Consider the following 15,149-nt stretch of genomic DNA (forward strand, 5'->3'; position numbering starts at 1 on the left):
CGGGTGGTTTGGGGGGAGGGGGCCGTTGCCGTTGGGGGGGGGGGAGGGCCCGGACCAGGGGTTTGCGTTGTTTGTTGGGGGGGTTTTGTTGGCCGACCCCCCCCCCCCCCCCCCCCCCCCGCCGGTTGCGAAGTCCGATGCAGCCACCGTCGCCGTCCATGGCGCGGACACGACGCCGCGCTGATCGCTGACCCTCACCGTCCCGAGCTGCCCTGTCGTCCTGCCGACGATGGACGTCGACGGCAAGACCGCATTCGCCGGAGCCACCACCGTCAGTTGCGCACCCTGCACCGTGAACGTCACCACGGTGTCCGCGGCCACGGCCGGATGCATCCCAGCCGCCAACACACACAGCCCCCGCTAGCACCGCAAAGGGGATTCTCATGGCGCAGCGCAGGACACCGCCTCCCCGGTCGTACCCGGAATTCACCGATCCGGGCCATCCTTGAGGGGCGGCGGCATCTCCGTGTCCTGCCAAGGAATGCAGTGAACCGGGGCGGCCTGCCGGGCCGGACCACTGACGCGCCCCTGCCGCTGGTCACACTGAGTACCTGGCCTGGCCTTGAGAACGATCAGTCCCGCTGGGCTTCGCGGGATGCCGGCTGTCCGCTTCTGCGGGAGCTTCGGCGGGTGATTCTCCTGGTCATGAGAGTGATTGCAGCCGAGGTGATCAGCGATTCGGAGTGCTGCGCATGCTCCAGGCCAGGGATCTCTCAACTGCCCAGCGCCGGGGCAGGATGACGAACCCGACGGCGTCCTTCGGCCGGCTGACTGTCTTCAGGGTCAGTGCGAGGTTCGTCTTTGCCCAGGTCACGAGCTGCCCGGCATAGCCGGAGTCGGCCCAGACAATGGTGATCTCGGGGCGCATCAGCCGCAGCCGGAACAGGACTTCCTTGGCCGCCTCGCGGTCGGTCATGTCGGCCGGGGTGACCATGACGAACAGCGGCACCCCTTGGTGTCCACGACCAGGTGCCGTTTGCGGCCATTGATTTTCTTCGCACCGTCATAGCCGCGGGAGTCACGGCCGACGGTCTCCGCGGCCTTGACGGACTGGGAGTCAATGACGGTGGCGACCGCGCCGGGGGCCCGGCCCATCTCCCGCCGGATGCGCTTGCGGAGCTGGTCGCGGATCTGCCCGACGATCCCGGCGGCAGCCCAAGGGGCCATGAAGCCGTAAACACGTGCGCCAGGGCAGGAAGTCCCTGGGAAGGGCCCGCCACGTGCAGCCGGTGTCGATGACATATCGGATGGTGTCCATGATCTCGCGTCGTGAGTGCTTCTCCGGCCGCCCACCCGTGCTGGTCTCACAGGCCGGTGTCGGAAGCAGCGGTTCGATCCTTCGCCCACTCGTCATCGAAGGTGCGGAGGGATAGCAGCGTCGCCGCGGCAACGGGTTCCCTCCCCCAAGACGGGGGCGGGACCGGCCGCTGCGCGGCCGGTTCCGCCCGTCAGGCGTCGATGTAGTCGGCGATCACGTCGAGTGGCAACCTGCGGTTATCAGCGCCAGGGGAGCCACGATCCAGACGGGCCTGAGGTTCGGGTGCATCGGCCCTGTGAGGTCCTGGGCTTGCGCCGGAGTGAAATCGCCACCCGAGGATCACGGATCCCGGCCTCAGCCCTGTGCAGCGGTTTCATGAAAGAACGTCGGCCCCTTCGCAGCCTCGCCAGGCCGGTGGGAGCCGGGGCCGACCGGGTGTGAGTCAAGGCAACAGCGTCACCTGATCCATTTCGCCATGGAGGCGGAAACGGTCGTCTGCGCCGCCTTCCGTTGTGGAGTGGATCGTCCAGTTCGGCATCGGACCGGACGCCCGGCCGTCCAGGTCTCATGCTGGTGACTGCTACGCCGCAGGCAACCGCCGCCGCCCCGCCGACCGCGATGAAGCCCGCCGGCTCCTGGCCTCCGGGCTGCCCGCCTGCCCCCACTGCCAGCCCGACATCGAGCTCCGCATCCTCGACTGACGACTGGTGATCGCTCGCGGACGTGCTGGTTGCGGGGGGAACGTCTGCTGCTGGTGGCTTGGCAGCCATGACGATCTGACTTACCGCTCGTCAGGGCGACGGTGCGGCCGGTGCGTCCTTGATGTGCTTGGCGGCCTCCGGCCACGGCCCGGTCAGGCTGTAGCTGATCACCGGCACGGCCTGCAGGTTCACGCAGCCGACCTGGCGGGGAGCACCAGGCAGGGCGTTTTCGCATCGGACATCCAGGGTAGCCAGCTTCGTGGGCTGCGACGGGCCCGCCCACTGAGGGTTGCTGAACGTCCAGGAAGCGACGCTACGACCGGTCCCCCGCTACTTGGACGCACTGGTGTTGATGGCGGTGTCCATGAAGAACTGCCCGTACGGTTCGGCGCTCTTGGAGATCGTCTGCGCCGGGAAGCTCTTGTTAACGACCTTGCACTTGCCGACGCAGGACGCACTCCCCCGACGCCTTGGTGCCGTTGCCGCCCCTGCCCACCGCTTCGTCTCCAGCAGCCTTACCTGGTAGGCCCACCTCTTGGAGTCCCGGGCCGAGAAGGCGTAGCCGACGACCAGGTAACTGATACCGCCCACCTTGCGACCCGTGCGCACCTCGACGGCATCAACCCGGCTGCGCCAGATGCCGCAGCCGCGCAGGCGCTCGACGTACCACGTGGAGTCCACGCCGGCGTCGATGCACCACCTGGGTTTCTTCCACGGCTTTGGTCTGGCCGCGGCAGCTGCGTCGGCCGACTCGTCAGCCGGTGCAGCCGACAGATCCGAGTCGTCCCGGGTGTCCTGCGTCGAGGACTGCGGTGCACCCTGCTCAGCGTCCGGTACGTCGGCCAGGACGGCCGACTCAGCCGCCGAGGTGTCAGCTGGGACCTCGATCTGCGACAGAGCAGTCTCTTCGTCGGCGTTGAGCTCAACGGCCGGCTCCAGGTCCGACGCGCAGGAGGCGTACTGTGCACCGGGAATCGCAGCAACGTCCTTCACCCGCTCATCGCAGGCGGTCTTCCGGTCGGCAGCGAGCCCGACGCGCTCTCCGTCCTCCGCAGTCTCCGGCTTCTCAACCGTACTGTCCGCACCCAGAGCCAAATCCTCCGCTGATGGCGCGGCCTCCGGGTCACCGTTGTCCGCTTCCGAATCCGGTGATGCCTCATCAGCGACCGGATCAATCAGGGCCACACTCGTGGTCAGCGAGGTTCCAGGAGCGGGGCACCACGCCTCGTTTGCTCACCAGCGGTGGGCTCTGCGCCAAGCTGTACGGCACACAGTTCGCCCAGCAGCAGCGACTCGGCGCCGAACCGGTCAAAAGTACGGTCGGCCGACAAGGGAACCGTGCTTTGGGCTGGTGACGGGAAGAAGGTGGAATTCCAGGATGGGGGCATGCCACATGCAGACTCACCTCCGGCATTTCATGCCCATAGCTTGACGAAGAAGTACGGTCGTCGCGGCGAGTTGGCTCTGACCGACGTGAACCTCGCCATCCCCTCCGGCCGTGTCATCGGCCTGGTCGGCCCGAACGGGGCCGGTAAATCGACCCTGCTGCACCTGGCCTGCGGGCTGATCGAGCCGACGTCCGGCTCTCTGACCGTGCTGGGGTCACGCCCGGCGGCGAACGCGTCGCATCTGGCCCGGGTGGGGTTCGTCGCGCAGAGCACGCCGGTGTACGGCTCGTTCACCGTCGGCGAGCACCTGACGCTCGGCGCGAAGATGAACCCGCGTGGGACCCGGCCCTGGCCGAGCGGCGGATCAGCTCTTTTCTTTGGTTCGGCACATCACGCCTCAGGTGACGCGCCCGGGACGGCGAGTCGGGAAAGCTCCCACGGGTCCTGTGCGCTGAGGATGGTGACCTCGTCCGCATGATCGTGTCGGAGGCCGCGCAGGCGGTCGCGGGTCCCGACGCGAGCCGCGGCGTCGGTCAACGCTCTCGACCAGTTCAGCGCCCCGCTGTTCTGGGACGGCTCCACCTACGCGTCCCAGACTTCAGGCTTCTCCCCGACCGTCGAGCCGGACACCTGTGACTGGACCTCTCGACTCGATGTCATGCTCTGGCTGCTGCCGGAGAAGGTGGCGGCGCTGCATCGCTACTGGGGGCAGGTCGAGCCGTACCTCGGCTCACTGCGCGAGCCCTTCGACCGCCACCTCACCGAACCCATCGGCTGGATCCAGGACTTCCGTCGCTCTCCCGGCTTGTCACCGAATGGGGCGACGTCGTCAGCCAGGCCACTCGCCGCGACTGGGCCATCATCGGGCTGCAGTGCTGAGCACGTACGGCCGTCAGCCGCTCGGGACCACAGCACCGAACCATGTGCCGGTACTGCGCACCGGCCGGAGTGTCACCTACGACCGCGCAGGAGGCTTCGCGCGCGGCCGGGACGATGCCAGGCGGGATACCCCAGTCGGTGAGGGCCTGACGGCACCCCGCCTCCGGCCAGCAGTACTGGCGTCCACGGCGTCCTTCGCTCCGGATTCCCCCCAGGCCCAGCAGTCGTTGCGGTTGCCAGGCCGGGGTGGCCTCTCCGGTCCCACTCCGCGATCGTCCAGCAGCTCTTGGCGCGGCAGGTCCGACAGCAGACCCAGCACCAGCCGCCCGGCCCGCAGCCGTGGTTCGACCCGCGCGAACCGGCACGCTATCCGGGCCAGGGTGTCGAGGTTCGGGTGCTGCAGGCGTGGGTGCGGATGACTCGACCTGCGGTACAGGTCAGTCCGCCGCAGACTCTACCTCTGGTAGCGCCGGATAGTCGGTCGGGTAGAGCCCGGCCGCGAAGCCGTACACCACATCGCCTCCGCGCGGCAGTTGCGCGTAGTCGTTGGCGAGTTCCAGGACCCGTGCCCAGAACTCGCGGGCCTGCTCCTGCGGGATCCGCACATGTCGCACGATCGAGGACAGTTGATCTGCCTGGTGCGCCGGGGCCGACTCGGCTGCGGCCGTGGCGAGATTGTTGGTGCAGTGCGGCGTGACGCCCCTGTCAGTCGGGCTGACAGCGCCGACGCGAAAGATGCGCGCGGTGCGGCCGTAGAAACGTTCCTCGATGGCCCGCACCCGGCGGGTCCGCACGACCTTCAGCAACTGGGCGTCGACCAGGACGCTCACGTGGTGCGCGACCGTGCTCTTCGGGCGGCCGAGTGCAGCTGCCAGTTCGCTCACCGTCGCGGCGCGTTCGAGGAGCAGTTCGAGGATGGCGTCGCGCAGCGGGCTGGCCAGCGCGCGGAGCTGGGCCGGGGCTGTCACATCTGTGACATCGGCGAGGTCGTAGTCGGGAAGGCGGATATTGTTCGACACCCTTCGATTATTCTAGAGTTCCGGATCATTTGCTACCCACAGGCAAGGGGTTGGGGCATGACAGAGGTCGTACTGTTCCATCACGCGCAGGGGCTGACCCCCGGAGTCGCCGCTTTCGCCGACGAACTCCGCGCCGTCGGCCACACCGTCCACACGCCCGATCTCTTCGAGGGGCGTACCTTCGGCTCCCTTCAGGCGGGTTCGGGCTACGTCGAGCAGATCGGCTTCGGCGAGATCACCGAGCGTGGCGTCCGCGCGGCCGAGTACCTGCCGCAGGGCATCGTTTACGTCGGCTTCTCGCTGGGTGTGCTACCTGCCCAGAAGCTGGCTCAGACACGGGCGGGCGCGCGGGGCGCGCTCCTGTTCCACGCCTGCATCCCCGTGTCGGAGTACGGTGCGGCTTGGCCTGACGGTGTGCCGGTGCAGGTGCACGCGAAGGAAGCCGATCCATTCTTCGCCGAGGACATCGATGCTGCCCGCGCGCTCGTCTCCGATTGCGCTGACGCGGAGATGTTTCTGTATCCCGGAGACCAGCATCTGTTCGCGGACCATTCGCTGCCGTCCTACGACCCGAACGCTGCCAAGCTCCTGACCCAGCGGACGATCGAGTTCCTCGGCTCGCGCTAGGTTGTTGGCGGGTCATGCTCAAAGCCAGGGGCGCAGGGCTGCGACGGCCACGGTGCCGCGAAAGACGTACGCCCTCCTGTCGAAACGCGTGGCCACTTCCCGGTTCGCCTTCAACCGGTTGATCAGCCGCTCGACTTCGTTCCTGCGGACATCGCGTGCCGCATCGAAGCCGGCGGGCCTGCCGCCGCTGCTGCCACGGCGTAGGCGGTGGGCCTGCTGGTCACGGCGCTCGGGGATGGTGTGCTTGATCTGCCGCCGCCGCAGGTAACGGCGGTTGCGACGTGATGAGTACGCTTTGTCGCCGCTGAGATGAACCGGCTGGGTGCGTGGATGGCCGCCGTCCGACCGAGGCACGCGAATGCACTCCAGGACCGGGATCATCTGTGGGGCATCACGCCACTGACCGGGGGTGACCAGCATGGCCAGAGGCCGCAGACCACCCTCCCCTGCCAAGTGAATCTTCGTTGTCAGGCCGCCGCGCGAACGGCCCAACGCCTCATCGGGGCGGTGCTGAGCGGGCGGCTGGGTGCGCTTGCCTGGCTTCTGCGGCGCATGGCCTCGTACAGCGCCGCATCTTCCGGCGGGTTCGGCAGCGGGCCGGGGGCGGGGCCTGGAAGGACTGGATCGCCGCCGAGGCCGGGCTCTCGCGCGCTGATGGTCCCGGAGATCACACGCCGACTGGGGACCGGCCCCGACCAGCCGGAGGACCCCAGGCCGACCGCCCTGGTCGCGGCCGCCCTCGCCTGCGCGGACGCGGCATCGACGGGGGTGGGTCGCCTGTGAAGGCAAGGTCCCCCTGGCGGTGTTGCTCGACCGCGCGATGGGCGCATTCACCGACTGAGGCCTGTCCCATAAACGATCTCCGCCCTGATGCGGCGCTGACGATCGAGGGTCGGGTCTACTGGCCCGTAAGTCCGGGCGGAGGGCGCTGTTCGATGCATCCCGAGATCCGGTTGTTCCTGACCATCGAGCATCACCTCTGCCGCACGGCGAAGGGTCGGCTCCGCGCGTGCGGAGCCGGCCCTTCGACACTCAGGATTCAAGTGCGCGCGGGCGTCGTCTGCAGGAACAGCTCGAGCAGTGCCAGCAGTGCCAGCAGCGTCTCGGGAGCATCCTCGGTCGGGAAGTGGCCGGCGCTCGGAATCTCGACCACGGGCGCGTCCGGGTAGCTGAGCCTGAACGACGGGATCACGTACTCGGGGAGCAGTGCGGTGTCCCGCATCCCGACCGCCAGCATCGCCGGCACGGCGCGCAGCGCGGCGACGGCTTCCATGGGCGGCGGGCCGGGCGGGGGCCCTGCGGGCCCTCCAGGACCTGCCGGGGGAAGGCGATGACACCGCGGCACTCCGCCGGGGTCGGGAAGGGGCTGGAGTACGCGCGGATCCAGGTCGGCGTGGCGATCTCGGGCCGGGCGACATGCTGCAGGTCGATCATCAGGTGGGCGATGGTGTGACCCGCGTTTCCGAGGATCTGCTCGAACGAACCGTCCGAGAGCGCCGACCGGGCCCACTGGAACCACCGGCTCTCGACGCCGTTGGCCTTCGTGAGAGGGGCGATGTCGTCTGCGAGAGGCAGCACGGTGTTCGTGGCGAAGATCCGGGAGATCCGGTCGGGGTGACGCAGCGCGAACCCGGTGCCGATGGGGCCGCCCCAGTCACGGAGCACCAGGGTGATGCCCGTGAGGTCGAGCGTGTCGACGAGCAACGATTCGAGATTGAGGATGTGTTCGCTCGCGTCGTACGAGCGATCCTGCGGTGTCTCGCTTGCCGTGGACGACGCGTCCGCCGTACTGGCGCACCTGCTCCTGGCCCCGTCGAAGGATCTCGGGCGGCGGGGTGCCGTCCAGGGCGAGGAGGCCGTGCACGGCCTTCGCGGGCGCGTTGCGCGGGGAGCCGCTGTCGATCACGACGACCGAGCGGCGGGAGCGGGCGAGGATCAGTGCGTCACTGCGGGTCACCGGATGGCGGGTGTCCCGGAAGTGGCCGGTGGCGTGCTTGGCGGGTGAGTCGTCGCAGCAGCCGATGTGACCGCACCGGGCGCAGCGCCGCAGATGGAACCACCAGCCGCCGTCGGCGTCGCACTCGACGCATCCGGCACCGCTGGGCGGGACGCCGGGATCGATTCCGGTGTCCTTGGTCACTCCCGGGCCGGGTCGGGGACGGTATCGGGCCCGGTGTCGGGGTCGGTGGCGGTGAGGGGGAGCAGCACCTGGAAGCGGGTGTCGCCGGGTACGGACTCGACTTTCAGGTCACCGTGGTGCTTGTTGACGACGATCCGCCAGGAGATGTCGAGCCCCAGCCCCGTGCCCTCGCCCACCGGCTTGGTGGTGAAGAACGGGTCGAAGATCCGGCCGCGGATCTCGGCCGGCACTCCCGGGCCCGTGTCGCGGAACTCCACCAGTAGCCGGTCGTGCACCAGAGCGGTGCGTACGGTCAGCGTCCCTTCGCCGTCCTCGCCCTTGATGGCGGAGACCGCGTTGTCGATCAGGTTGGTCCACACCTGGTTCAGCTCGGCCGGGTAGGCCGGAATCCTCGGCACCGAACGGTCGTACTCCTTCACGACCTTGACCTGTGGACCGATCTTGCCCGACAGCATCAGCAGCGTGCTGTCGAGGAGTTCGTGCACATCGGCGACCTGGTAGGGGGCGCGGTCCAGCTGCGAGTACTGCTTGGCCGCGTCGACGAGGTGCGAGATACGGGTGGTGGAGTCCTCGATCTCGGACATCAACAGCTCGGCCTCGACCGTGTAGGTGAGGCACTCGATGGCGCTCTGCAGGATCTCCTGCTCGTCGACGGCCGCCGCGACCTGCTCCAGCCAGTCGACGTCGAGACCGCCCTGCACGAAGGTCGGCGCGATCTGCCAGCCGTTCTGGACACCGTGGTCGTCGAGCCAGTCGGCGAGTTCGTCCTCCCGGTCGGACGCTTCGAGCGGGCTCAGTGCCGCCGGCGCCTTGGAGACCCTCTCGGCCGTACGCTCCTGGAGGTCGACCAGGGCCTTCAGGACGTCGCGGTGGTAGGGGCCCGAGGCGATGGCGCTGAGCTTGTTGCGCATGTGCGCGCCCCGGTCCCTGAGCGACGAGGTGGCCCGTACGGCCGCCGCGGCCGGGTTGTTGAGCTCATGGGTGAGACCCGCGGACAACGAGCCCAGCGCCAGCAGCCGTTCGCGCTGCCCGACGGCCCGCTGAAAGGTCTGCGAACCGAGGACGAGCCCCTCCAGGAGATGGATCGCCATCGGAAACCACTCGTGGATGAAGTTCGCGAACGATTCGGCGGGCAGGACGAAGAACCGTGTCGGCTCCGACACCCGCACCGAGTTCATGTACCGCTGTGGTTTCCCGTCCCAGAGGTACGCCATCACGGCCCCCGCGTACACCCCTGGCTGGGACGTGCGGCTCACCTCGATGTCGTCGCCGCCCACCCGGCGCGACATGACGACCGTGCCCTCGATCATCACGTAGAAGTCGGTCGCCGGGTCACCTTCGGTGAACACCGGCCCGGGGTCGAACAGTTCGGCCCGACCCTCGCTGCACAGCCTGCCGATCTGCTCGGCGCTGAGCCTCTCGAAGAGGAACAGCGAGCTGATCTCCGCCGCGCTGCACGGCATCAGCCGCCCGCTCACGACTGCCCCAGGTACCGGTGGATGAGCATCACGGCCATGGCTCCCTCTCCGACGGCGGACGCGACCCGCTTGGCGGACTCCGCGCGCGCGTCCCCGGCGACGAACACGCCGGGGATGTTGGTCTCCAGGTGGTACGGCGGCCGGTCCAGCTCCCAGTCCGCCGGTGGCCGCCCGTCGGCGGTCAGATCGGGCCCGGCGAGGATGAACCCGCGCTCGTCCCGCAGCACCGTACCCTCCAGCCAGTCGGTCAGCGGGGCCGCGCCGATGAACACGAACAGCCACTGCGCGTCGACCAGTTCGGTCTGACCGCTCGTCGTGTCGCGCAATGTCAGCTGCTCCAGGTGGTTGTCGCCGTGTGCGGCCTCGACGACCGTGTGGGCCCGTACCGAGATGTTCGGCGACTCGGCGATCTGCTGGATCAGGTAGTGCGACATCGACGCGGTGAGGTCCGCTCCGCGCACCAGCAGGGTGACCGACTTGGCGCCCCTGGCTAGGTACATCGCCGCCTGCCCGGCCGAGTTGGCGCCGCCGACGATGTACACGTCGTGGCCCTGGCAGGGGGCGGCCTCGGTGAGCGCGGACCCGTAGAACACGCCGCGGCCCGACAGCTCGTCGGCACCCGGCGCCTCCAGCTGCCGGTAGGACACACCGGTCGCCAGGATCACGCTGTGCGCCACGATCGCCGACCCGTCCGCGAACCGTACGAGCCGCGCCGCCCCGCTGCTCTCCAGACCGGTCACCTCCCGCGCGGTGAGGATCTCGGCGCCGAACTTCGTGGCCTGGCGTCGCGCCCGGTCAGTGAGCTGGGCGCCGGACACCCCGTCCGGGAAGCCCAGGTAGTTCTCGATCCGTGAACTCTGCCCGGCCTGCCCGCCGGTCGCCGACCGCTCCACGAGCACCGTACGCAGGCCCTCCGAGGCCCCGTACACGGCCGCGCCCAGCCCGGCCGGCCCGCCGCCGATGACGACCAGGTCGTAGAAGTCGGCCGTGGGTGTCGTCGCCAGCCCCACGTGCGCGGCCAGTTCGGGCACCTCCGGCTCGACGAGCGGCGTACCTTCCGCCGTGATCACCACCGGCAGCCGCTGCCCGTCCTGCCCGCAGGCCGCGAGCAGCCGCTGCCCCTCGGGCTCCTCGGTGGAGTACCAGCGGTACGGCACCTGGTTGCGGGCCAGGAACTCCCGTACGTCGGAGGAGCGTGACGACCAGCGGTGCCCGACGACCTTGGTGGCGGGCACCGGCCGGTAGTCGCTGCGCCGCCACGCCTCCAGCAGGTCGTCGAGCACCGGGTAGAGCTTCTCCTCGGGCGGGTCCCAGGGCTTGAGGAGGTAGTGGTCGAGGTCGACGACGTTGATCGCGTCGATCGCCGCGTTGGTGTCCGCGTACGCGGTCAGCAGCACGCGGCGGGCGCCCGGATAGATGTCCAGGGCTTGTTCGAGGAACTCGATGCCGTTCATCTGCGGCATGCGGTAGTCGGCCAGGACCACCGCCACGAGGTCGCCGCGCAGCTTCAGTTCCCGCAGCGCCTCCAGCGCGGACTCGCCGGACTCCGCGCGCACGATCCGGTACGACCCGCCGTAGCGCCGTCGCAGGTCACGGGCGACGGCACGGGACACCCCGGGATCGTCGTCCACGGTCATGATGACGGTCCGCCCAGCGTCCGCGGCCTGTGCCATACGTCTCCCACCCCGAGTGATCGGATCACCGGTCGGCGCCGGCTCGGTGCCGCGCCGCCTTTCAGCCATCGCGTGTTCGTCGCCCTGCTTCGCTCCGGTCAGCTCCGTCGCGAGCCGAGCACGCAGAACTCGTTGCCCTCCGGGTCCACCAGTGTGGTCCAGGACTGCTCTCCCTGGCCGATGTCCGCGTGCCGCGCCCCGAGGGCCAGCAGCCGGTCGGCCTCGGCCTGCCGGTCCGCCCCGCGCCGCCCATCCCGGTGGTCTCGCCGCGAAGGTCGAGTGATCCGCTACTCGGCCCATGCCGCGATCCGTTCCGCGATCGCCGCGGGGGCCTCGATGTGCAGGAAGTGACCGACGTCGGGGACGACCTCCAGCGCGTGCGGGGCGGCGAACCGATGTCGGTCGTCGATCTGCGGGGGGAGGATACAGCCGTCGTCGGCACCGTGGAGCTGCAGCAGGGGCACCGCGATCGGCTGGGACAGGCGGCGCGCCGCCCCGAGCATGCCGGGTCGCAGCATCGCCCGGTAGTACTTCAGAGGCGCGGGCATGCTCGCCCGCAGGTGCTCGTGTAGCTCCGCCTGGAGAGCTGGATCGAGCGAGAGGCCGGGCGACCACTGACGCCAGAGGCTGTCGATGAGGGCGAGATCGCGGGCGGTGACCGTCCAGCCGCTTCCCGGCAGTTGAAAGAGCCCCATGTACCAGCTTCGGCGTAGCTGAGCAGGGCGCGGCCGGCTCAGGAAGAACGTGAGTGGGTGGGGGGCTGCGAGCGTGACCGCGCGTTCGATCCGCTCCGGCGCGGTGACGCAGGTATGGTATGTGATCGCGGCGCCCCAGTCGTGGCCGACCAACTCCACGGCTCGCCCGGGAGACCAGCGGTCGATCAGCGCGAGCACGTCGCTGGTGAGGGATGCGAAGTCGAACGGCCCCGCGGTCGGGGACGGCGCGTAACCGCGAAGCCAGGGTGCGACGACGTGACGTCCGCGGCGGCCGAGCCCGGCGAGGAAGGGCTTCGCGGTCGGCGGATGATCCGGGAAGCCGTGCAGGACGAGCGTCGGTTGACCATCGGGATCACCACCCTGCAGCGCGTGAAAGGTGCCGTGTGGCAGGTCGAAGGTGAAGTGTTCGAACTCCATGTGCGTCTCCTCAGGCGCCGGGTGTACTGCGGGGTCAGCCGGCCAGCCGGTTGAGCTTGCGGATTTGTCTGTCGAAGGCGCGCGAGGGCACGATCCGGCGCAGGAGGCTGACGCGTCCGGCCATCGGGCCGGCGGTGTACCGGAGCTTGGGCTTGGAATCGGTGGAGGCCGCGACGATCACCTTCGCGACAACGTCCGGGTGGTCGGCGTTGCGCACGGCCGTGGCCAGCACGTCTCGGGAGACCTCCCGCTGTGCGGCGTAGATCGGCAGGGGCGAGTCGGGTGCCAGGCTGCTCGCCTCGAAACTCGTGCTTGTGTAGGCCGGCTCGACCAGCAGCATCCGGACGCCGTGCTCACGAAGCTCGTGGTCGACGGACTCGGAGTAGCCCTCGACCGCATGCTTGGTGGCGGCGTAGACGGCCATGAAGGGCGCTGGGACCCGACCCATCATCGAGGAGACGTTGACCACGCGGCCACTGCCCTGGGCGCGCATGTGGGGCAGCACTGCGTTCGTCATCCGCATCAGGCCGAAGACGTTGATGTCGAAGACCTCCTTGGCTTGGTCGATCGAGCTCTCCTCGCCGGCGCCGACCGCGCCCACGCCTGCGTTGTTGACCAGGACGTCGATCCGGCCGAACCGCTCGATCACCTCCTCGACCAGGGAGCGGACCGACTCGTCGCTGGCCACGTCGAGATCGAGGAACGTCACCCCGGCGAGCGGCTCGGCGTTCGCCGCGTTGCGGCTCGTGCCGACCACCGCGAATCCGGCGCCCACGAGAGCGAGCGCTGCCGCCCGCCCGATCCCGGAGGAGGCACCCGTCACGAGGGCCACTGGGGAAGCTGTCTGCATGGTGTTCCTTTGGTTGTGGGCATGACTTCGTCGTGCCCTGTGCGAGGTCGCCTGTGCTCAGGCCGACACGGTCCCCAGTCCTGCAAGCCCGGACCAAACCTGTCCAGCAAGCTCAAGATGGTTGTGTACTGAACAGTCGGAAACCTACTCAGTTCTGTACTGAGTTGTCAAGTACGGTGGGTCGGCTTTACCTTTCTCCGTGGTCGCGGCGGCGGTGGCCGAGTCTGTGCGAGCGGCGCAGCAGGGGAACGCACAGCACTCCGTCGTCGTCGGCCACGATCACGTCACCGCGTCGGACGGTGGTGCCGGCGACCACGGCGGGCGCGTTCACCGGGCCGGGGCCGGCCTTCACCGTGCCCTGCGCCGAGACCCCTCGCGAACAGACAGGGAAGCCCATTGCTGTCAGCTCGGACGGACCATATGGGCCTGTGCGGTCATACAGCCCATCGCCTTGGTCTCGACGTCGAACATGGGCGTGATGTCCAGCAGCAGGTCGGGGGTGAACCTCGCAGACCTGTGGCTGGCGCGGCTCGAACTGGAACCCCTGGGCGGCGACGAGCGGCCGGGTGGCGCGGTGGTGGTCGTGGGCCGGGGCGATCCTGCGCGGCAGCAGCGTGGTCGCCTGTGCCTGGTTGCGGTCCCGGTTGTACGGGGCCGTTCGCCACGTGGGTGAGCAGGACGTCAGGCTGACGCCGCGCAGGATGGCGACGATCGGGCCAGTCGCCGACTCGTCGACGCCCAGCGGGAGCCCGTACCGCTGCCCGCATCCGCGGGGACGGCACCCAGCTCTACGAGGGCATTTAGGCGGAGCACTGGCACGAATTCCTGCAAACGCGGTCCGAGTTGGCGGAGCGGCGGCCGAAGTGCCACCGTCTGCTGCGGCGAGGCGTTGGGCGACTGACCGTGCAGTTCAAGCCCGGCGACACCGCGTATGCGGTGGAGCAACTCGACTGGAGGCGGGCGCAGTTCTTCGCCAACCGCCCAGGCGACCTCCCGACGGCGCGTAAACCTGCGGGCCGTGCCTCCGCGGCGTCGAAGTGGGCCGACCGCATCAGAGGCCTGTGCAACGAGGTCGGCCGCGCCCTTCTCAGCGGTGGCGCGGGCGGGGCAGCAAGGCGAACGCGCTCTCCGCGATCGAGGTCAGGCGGTCGGGGCTGTGGCCGGCCGCGCCTACGACATCGATCCCGCGGATGATGGTCAGCAGAAGGTACGCGAGGCCGTCGGGATCCGCGTCGGGGTCGATGTCGCCGTTGCGCTGCGCCGCTCGCACACACTCGGCCACCGCCGTCGCGACCACGGAGAAGCAGTCGTTGGCCAGGCGTTTCACCTCGGGGTCGGAGGCGCCGAGCTCCAGGGCCATCTTGGCGGCGAAGCAGGCCGCCGCCGCCCGGTCAGGGGCGGGGGGTACGTCGGCGGCGAGTGGCACCCCGTGGACGGCGCGGAGCAAGTACGCGTGCAGTCGTTCCAGGGCGCCCTCGTCCGGTCCGGCGAGCGCCTTCGGCGCAAACTGCCCCAGCCGGGCGAAGTACCCGGCCATCGCCTGCAGCAGCACGCCGTGCTTGCCGTCGAACGCGGCGTAGAGGCTGCCGCGACCCAGGCCGGTGGCGGCGCTGATGTCGTCGACGCTCGTGCCGTTGTAGCCCGAGGTGCGGAACTGCCGCTCGGCGGCGTGGAGGACATGGTCGGGGTCGAAGCTTCGTGGTCTCGCCATACACAGAAGGTAAAGCCGACCTGCCGCACTTGACAACTCAGTACAGAACTCTCTAGGTTTCGGACTGTTCAGTAAACAACCATCCTGAACTCACCGGACAGGGTGCGTGCACGCCTGGCGCGATTGAGGGCAACCCATGCTTTTGCACTCCTCCGCGCCGCCCGGCATTGCGACGCCTTCCAGGCCGGCAAGGCCGGTCTGATCCTCGCGATCCTGGCGACGGCGAGTTTCATCGCCGGACTGGATCTGTACATCCCGAACCTCGGGCTGTCCTCGGCGCGGGGCACTTCCT

Annotated in this window: 14 protein-coding genes and 4 pseudogenes; 3 read left to right on the top strand and 15 right to left on the bottom strand. The window is 69.2% G+C overall.

Annotated features, from left to right (window positions below):
• Positions 1–626: 626 nt before the first annotated feature.
• Positions 627–1,354: pseudogene (locus AC07F0_RS26820) on the bottom strand (IS5 family transposase); the annotation flags it as partial.
• A 416-nt stretch (positions 1,355–1,770) separates the two neighbouring features.
• On the opposite strand from AC07F0_RS26820, the gene AC07F0_RS26825 reads away from it, so the two are divergent.
• Positions 1,771–1,959: a DUF6233 domain-containing protein gene (locus AC07F0_RS26825; RefSeq protein ID WP_478982558.1), complete on the top strand. Its 189-nt coding sequence runs from the start codon at positions 1,771–1,773 to the stop codon at positions 1,957–1,959.
• A gap of 330 nt (positions 1,960–2,289) precedes the next feature.
• Here the strand turns inward: AC07F0_RS26825 and AC07F0_RS26830 are convergent, their stop codons facing one another.
• Positions 2,290–3,144: a hypothetical protein gene (locus AC07F0_RS26830; protein ID WP_478982560.1), complete on the bottom strand. Its 855-nt coding sequence runs from the start codon at positions 3,142–3,144 to the stop codon at positions 2,290–2,292.
• Between the two features lie 201 nt (positions 3,145–3,345).
• Between AC07F0_RS26830 and AC07F0_RS26835 the strand changes: the two genes are divergently transcribed.
• Positions 3,346–3,825: an ATP-binding cassette domain-containing protein gene (locus AC07F0_RS26835; protein WP_478982562.1), complete on the top strand. Its 480-nt coding sequence runs from the start codon at positions 3,346–3,348 to the stop codon at positions 3,823–3,825.
• An 838-nt stretch (positions 3,826–4,663) separates the two neighbouring features.
• On the opposite strand, the gene AC07F0_RS26840 is transcribed toward AC07F0_RS26835, so the two are convergent.
• Positions 4,664–5,245, bottom strand: coding sequence for an ArsR/SmtB family transcription factor (locus AC07F0_RS26840; RefSeq protein ID WP_478982564.1), 582 nt, complete (start codon positions 5,243–5,245; stop codon positions 4,664–4,666).
• 57 nt (positions 5,246–5,302) lie between these two features.
• Here AC07F0_RS26840 and AC07F0_RS26845 point away from each other — a divergent pair, with 57 nt between their 5' ends.
• The gene (locus AC07F0_RS26845) at positions 5,303–5,872 is read left to right on the top strand and encodes a dienelactone hydrolase family protein (RefSeq protein WP_478982566.1); all 570 of its coding nucleotides are present in this window, start codon (positions 5,303–5,305) and stop codon (positions 5,870–5,872) included.
• An 18-nt stretch (positions 5,873–5,890) separates the two neighbouring features.
• Here the strand turns inward: AC07F0_RS26845 and AC07F0_RS26850 are convergent.
• From AC07F0_RS26850 to AC07F0_RS26905, 12 genes and pseudogenes are all read right to left on the bottom strand, one after another.
• Positions 5,891–6,424, bottom strand: a pseudogene (locus AC07F0_RS26850) (IS5 family transposase); the annotation flags it as partial.
• 487 nt (positions 6,425–6,911) lie between these two features.
• On the bottom strand, positions 6,912–7,094 hold the full coding sequence (locus tag AC07F0_RS26855; RefSeq protein WP_478982568.1) for a hypothetical protein: 183 nt from the start codon (positions 7,092–7,094) through the stop codon (positions 6,912–6,914).
• Positions 7,061–7,576 (bottom strand): alpha/beta hydrolase family protein, encoded by a 516-nt coding sequence (locus AC07F0_RS26860; RefSeq protein ID WP_478982570.1) that lies wholly within the window; start codon positions 7,574–7,576, stop codon positions 7,061–7,063. The genes AC07F0_RS26855 and AC07F0_RS26860 overlap by 34 nt, the downstream gene beginning before the upstream one ends.
• Before the next feature lie 58 nt (positions 7,577–7,634).
• A pseudogene (locus tag AC07F0_RS26865) lies at positions 7,635–7,829 on the bottom strand (NAD(P)/FAD-dependent oxidoreductase); the annotation flags it as partial.
• Positions 7,818–8,012 (bottom strand): annotated as a pseudogene (locus AC07F0_RS26870) (UBP-type zinc finger domain-containing protein); the annotation flags it as partial. The pseudogenes AC07F0_RS26870 and AC07F0_RS26865, both read right to left, overlap by 12 nt.
• Positions 8,009–9,490: an ATP-binding protein gene (locus AC07F0_RS26875; RefSeq protein WP_478982572.1), complete on the bottom strand. Its 1,482-nt coding sequence runs from the start codon at positions 9,488–9,490 to the stop codon at positions 8,009–8,011. The gene AC07F0_RS26875 and the pseudogene AC07F0_RS26870, both read right to left, overlap by 4 nt.
• On the bottom strand, positions 9,487–11,163 hold the full coding sequence (locus AC07F0_RS26880; RefSeq protein ID WP_478982574.1) for an NAD(P)/FAD-dependent oxidoreductase: 1,677 nt from the start codon (positions 11,161–11,163) through the stop codon (positions 9,487–9,489). Before AC07F0_RS26880 ends, AC07F0_RS26875 begins: the two co-directional genes overlap by 4 nt.
• Before the next feature lie 98 nt (positions 11,164–11,261).
• Positions 11,262–11,447 (bottom strand): VOC family protein, encoded by a 186-nt coding sequence (locus AC07F0_RS26885; RefSeq protein WP_478982822.1) that lies wholly within the window; start codon positions 11,445–11,447, stop codon positions 11,262–11,264.
• Positions 11,448–11,450: 3 nt separating this feature from the next.
• Positions 11,451–12,296: an alpha/beta fold hydrolase gene (locus tag AC07F0_RS26890; protein ID WP_478982576.1), complete on the bottom strand. Its 846-nt coding sequence runs from the start codon at positions 12,294–12,296 to the stop codon at positions 11,451–11,453.
• Between the two features lie 34 nt (positions 12,297–12,330).
• Positions 12,331–13,146: an oxidoreductase gene (locus AC07F0_RS26895; protein ID WP_478982578.1), complete on the bottom strand. Its 816-nt coding sequence runs from the start codon at positions 13,144–13,146 to the stop codon at positions 12,331–12,333.
• A gap of 187 nt (positions 13,147–13,333) precedes the next feature.
• Positions 13,334–13,543 carry an RraA family protein gene (locus AC07F0_RS26900; protein ID WP_478982580.1) on the bottom strand — a complete coding sequence of 70 codons (210 nt, stop codon included), beginning with the start codon at positions 13,541–13,543 and terminating at the stop codon, positions 13,334–13,336.
• A gap of 690 nt (positions 13,544–14,233) precedes the next feature.
• Positions 14,234–14,857 (bottom strand): TetR/AcrR family transcriptional regulator, encoded by a 624-nt coding sequence (locus AC07F0_RS26905; RefSeq protein WP_478982582.1) that lies wholly within the window; start codon positions 14,855–14,857, stop codon positions 14,234–14,236.
• Positions 14,858–15,149 lie beyond the last annotated feature (292 nt).

Source organism: Streptomyces sp. NPDC045955 (assembly GCF_056430805.1).

Coding starts and splice junctions, on each gene's coding strand:
- AC07F0_RS26900 (WP_478982580.1), bottom strand. CDS start 13,543: ATGGGCTTCCCTGTCTGTTCGCGAGGGGTCTCGGCGCAGGGCACGGTG.
- AC07F0_RS26880 (WP_478982574.1), bottom strand. CDS start 11,163: ATGGCACAGGCCGCGGACGCTGGGCGGACCGTCATCATGACCGTGGAC.
- AC07F0_RS26905 (WP_478982582.1), bottom strand. CDS start 14,857: ATGGCGAGACCACGAAGCTTCGACCCCGACCATGTCCTCCACGCCGCC.
- AC07F0_RS26855 (WP_478982568.1), bottom strand. CDS start 7,094: ATGCGGGACACCGCACTGCTCCCCGAGTACGTGATCCCGTCGTTCAGG.
- AC07F0_RS26845 (WP_478982566.1), top strand. CDS start 5,303: ATGACAGAGGTCGTACTGTTCCATCACGCGCAGGGGCTGACCCCCGGA.
- AC07F0_RS26835 (WP_478982562.1), top strand. CDS start 3,346: ATGCCACATGCAGACTCACCTCCGGCATTTCATGCCCATAGCTTGACG.
- AC07F0_RS26895 (WP_478982578.1), bottom strand. CDS start 13,146: ATGCAGACAGCTTCCCCAGTGGCCCTCGTGACGGGTGCCTCCTCCGGG.
- AC07F0_RS26890 (WP_478982576.1), bottom strand. CDS start 12,296: ATGGAGTTCGAACACTTCACCTTCGACCTGCCACACGGCACCTTTCAC.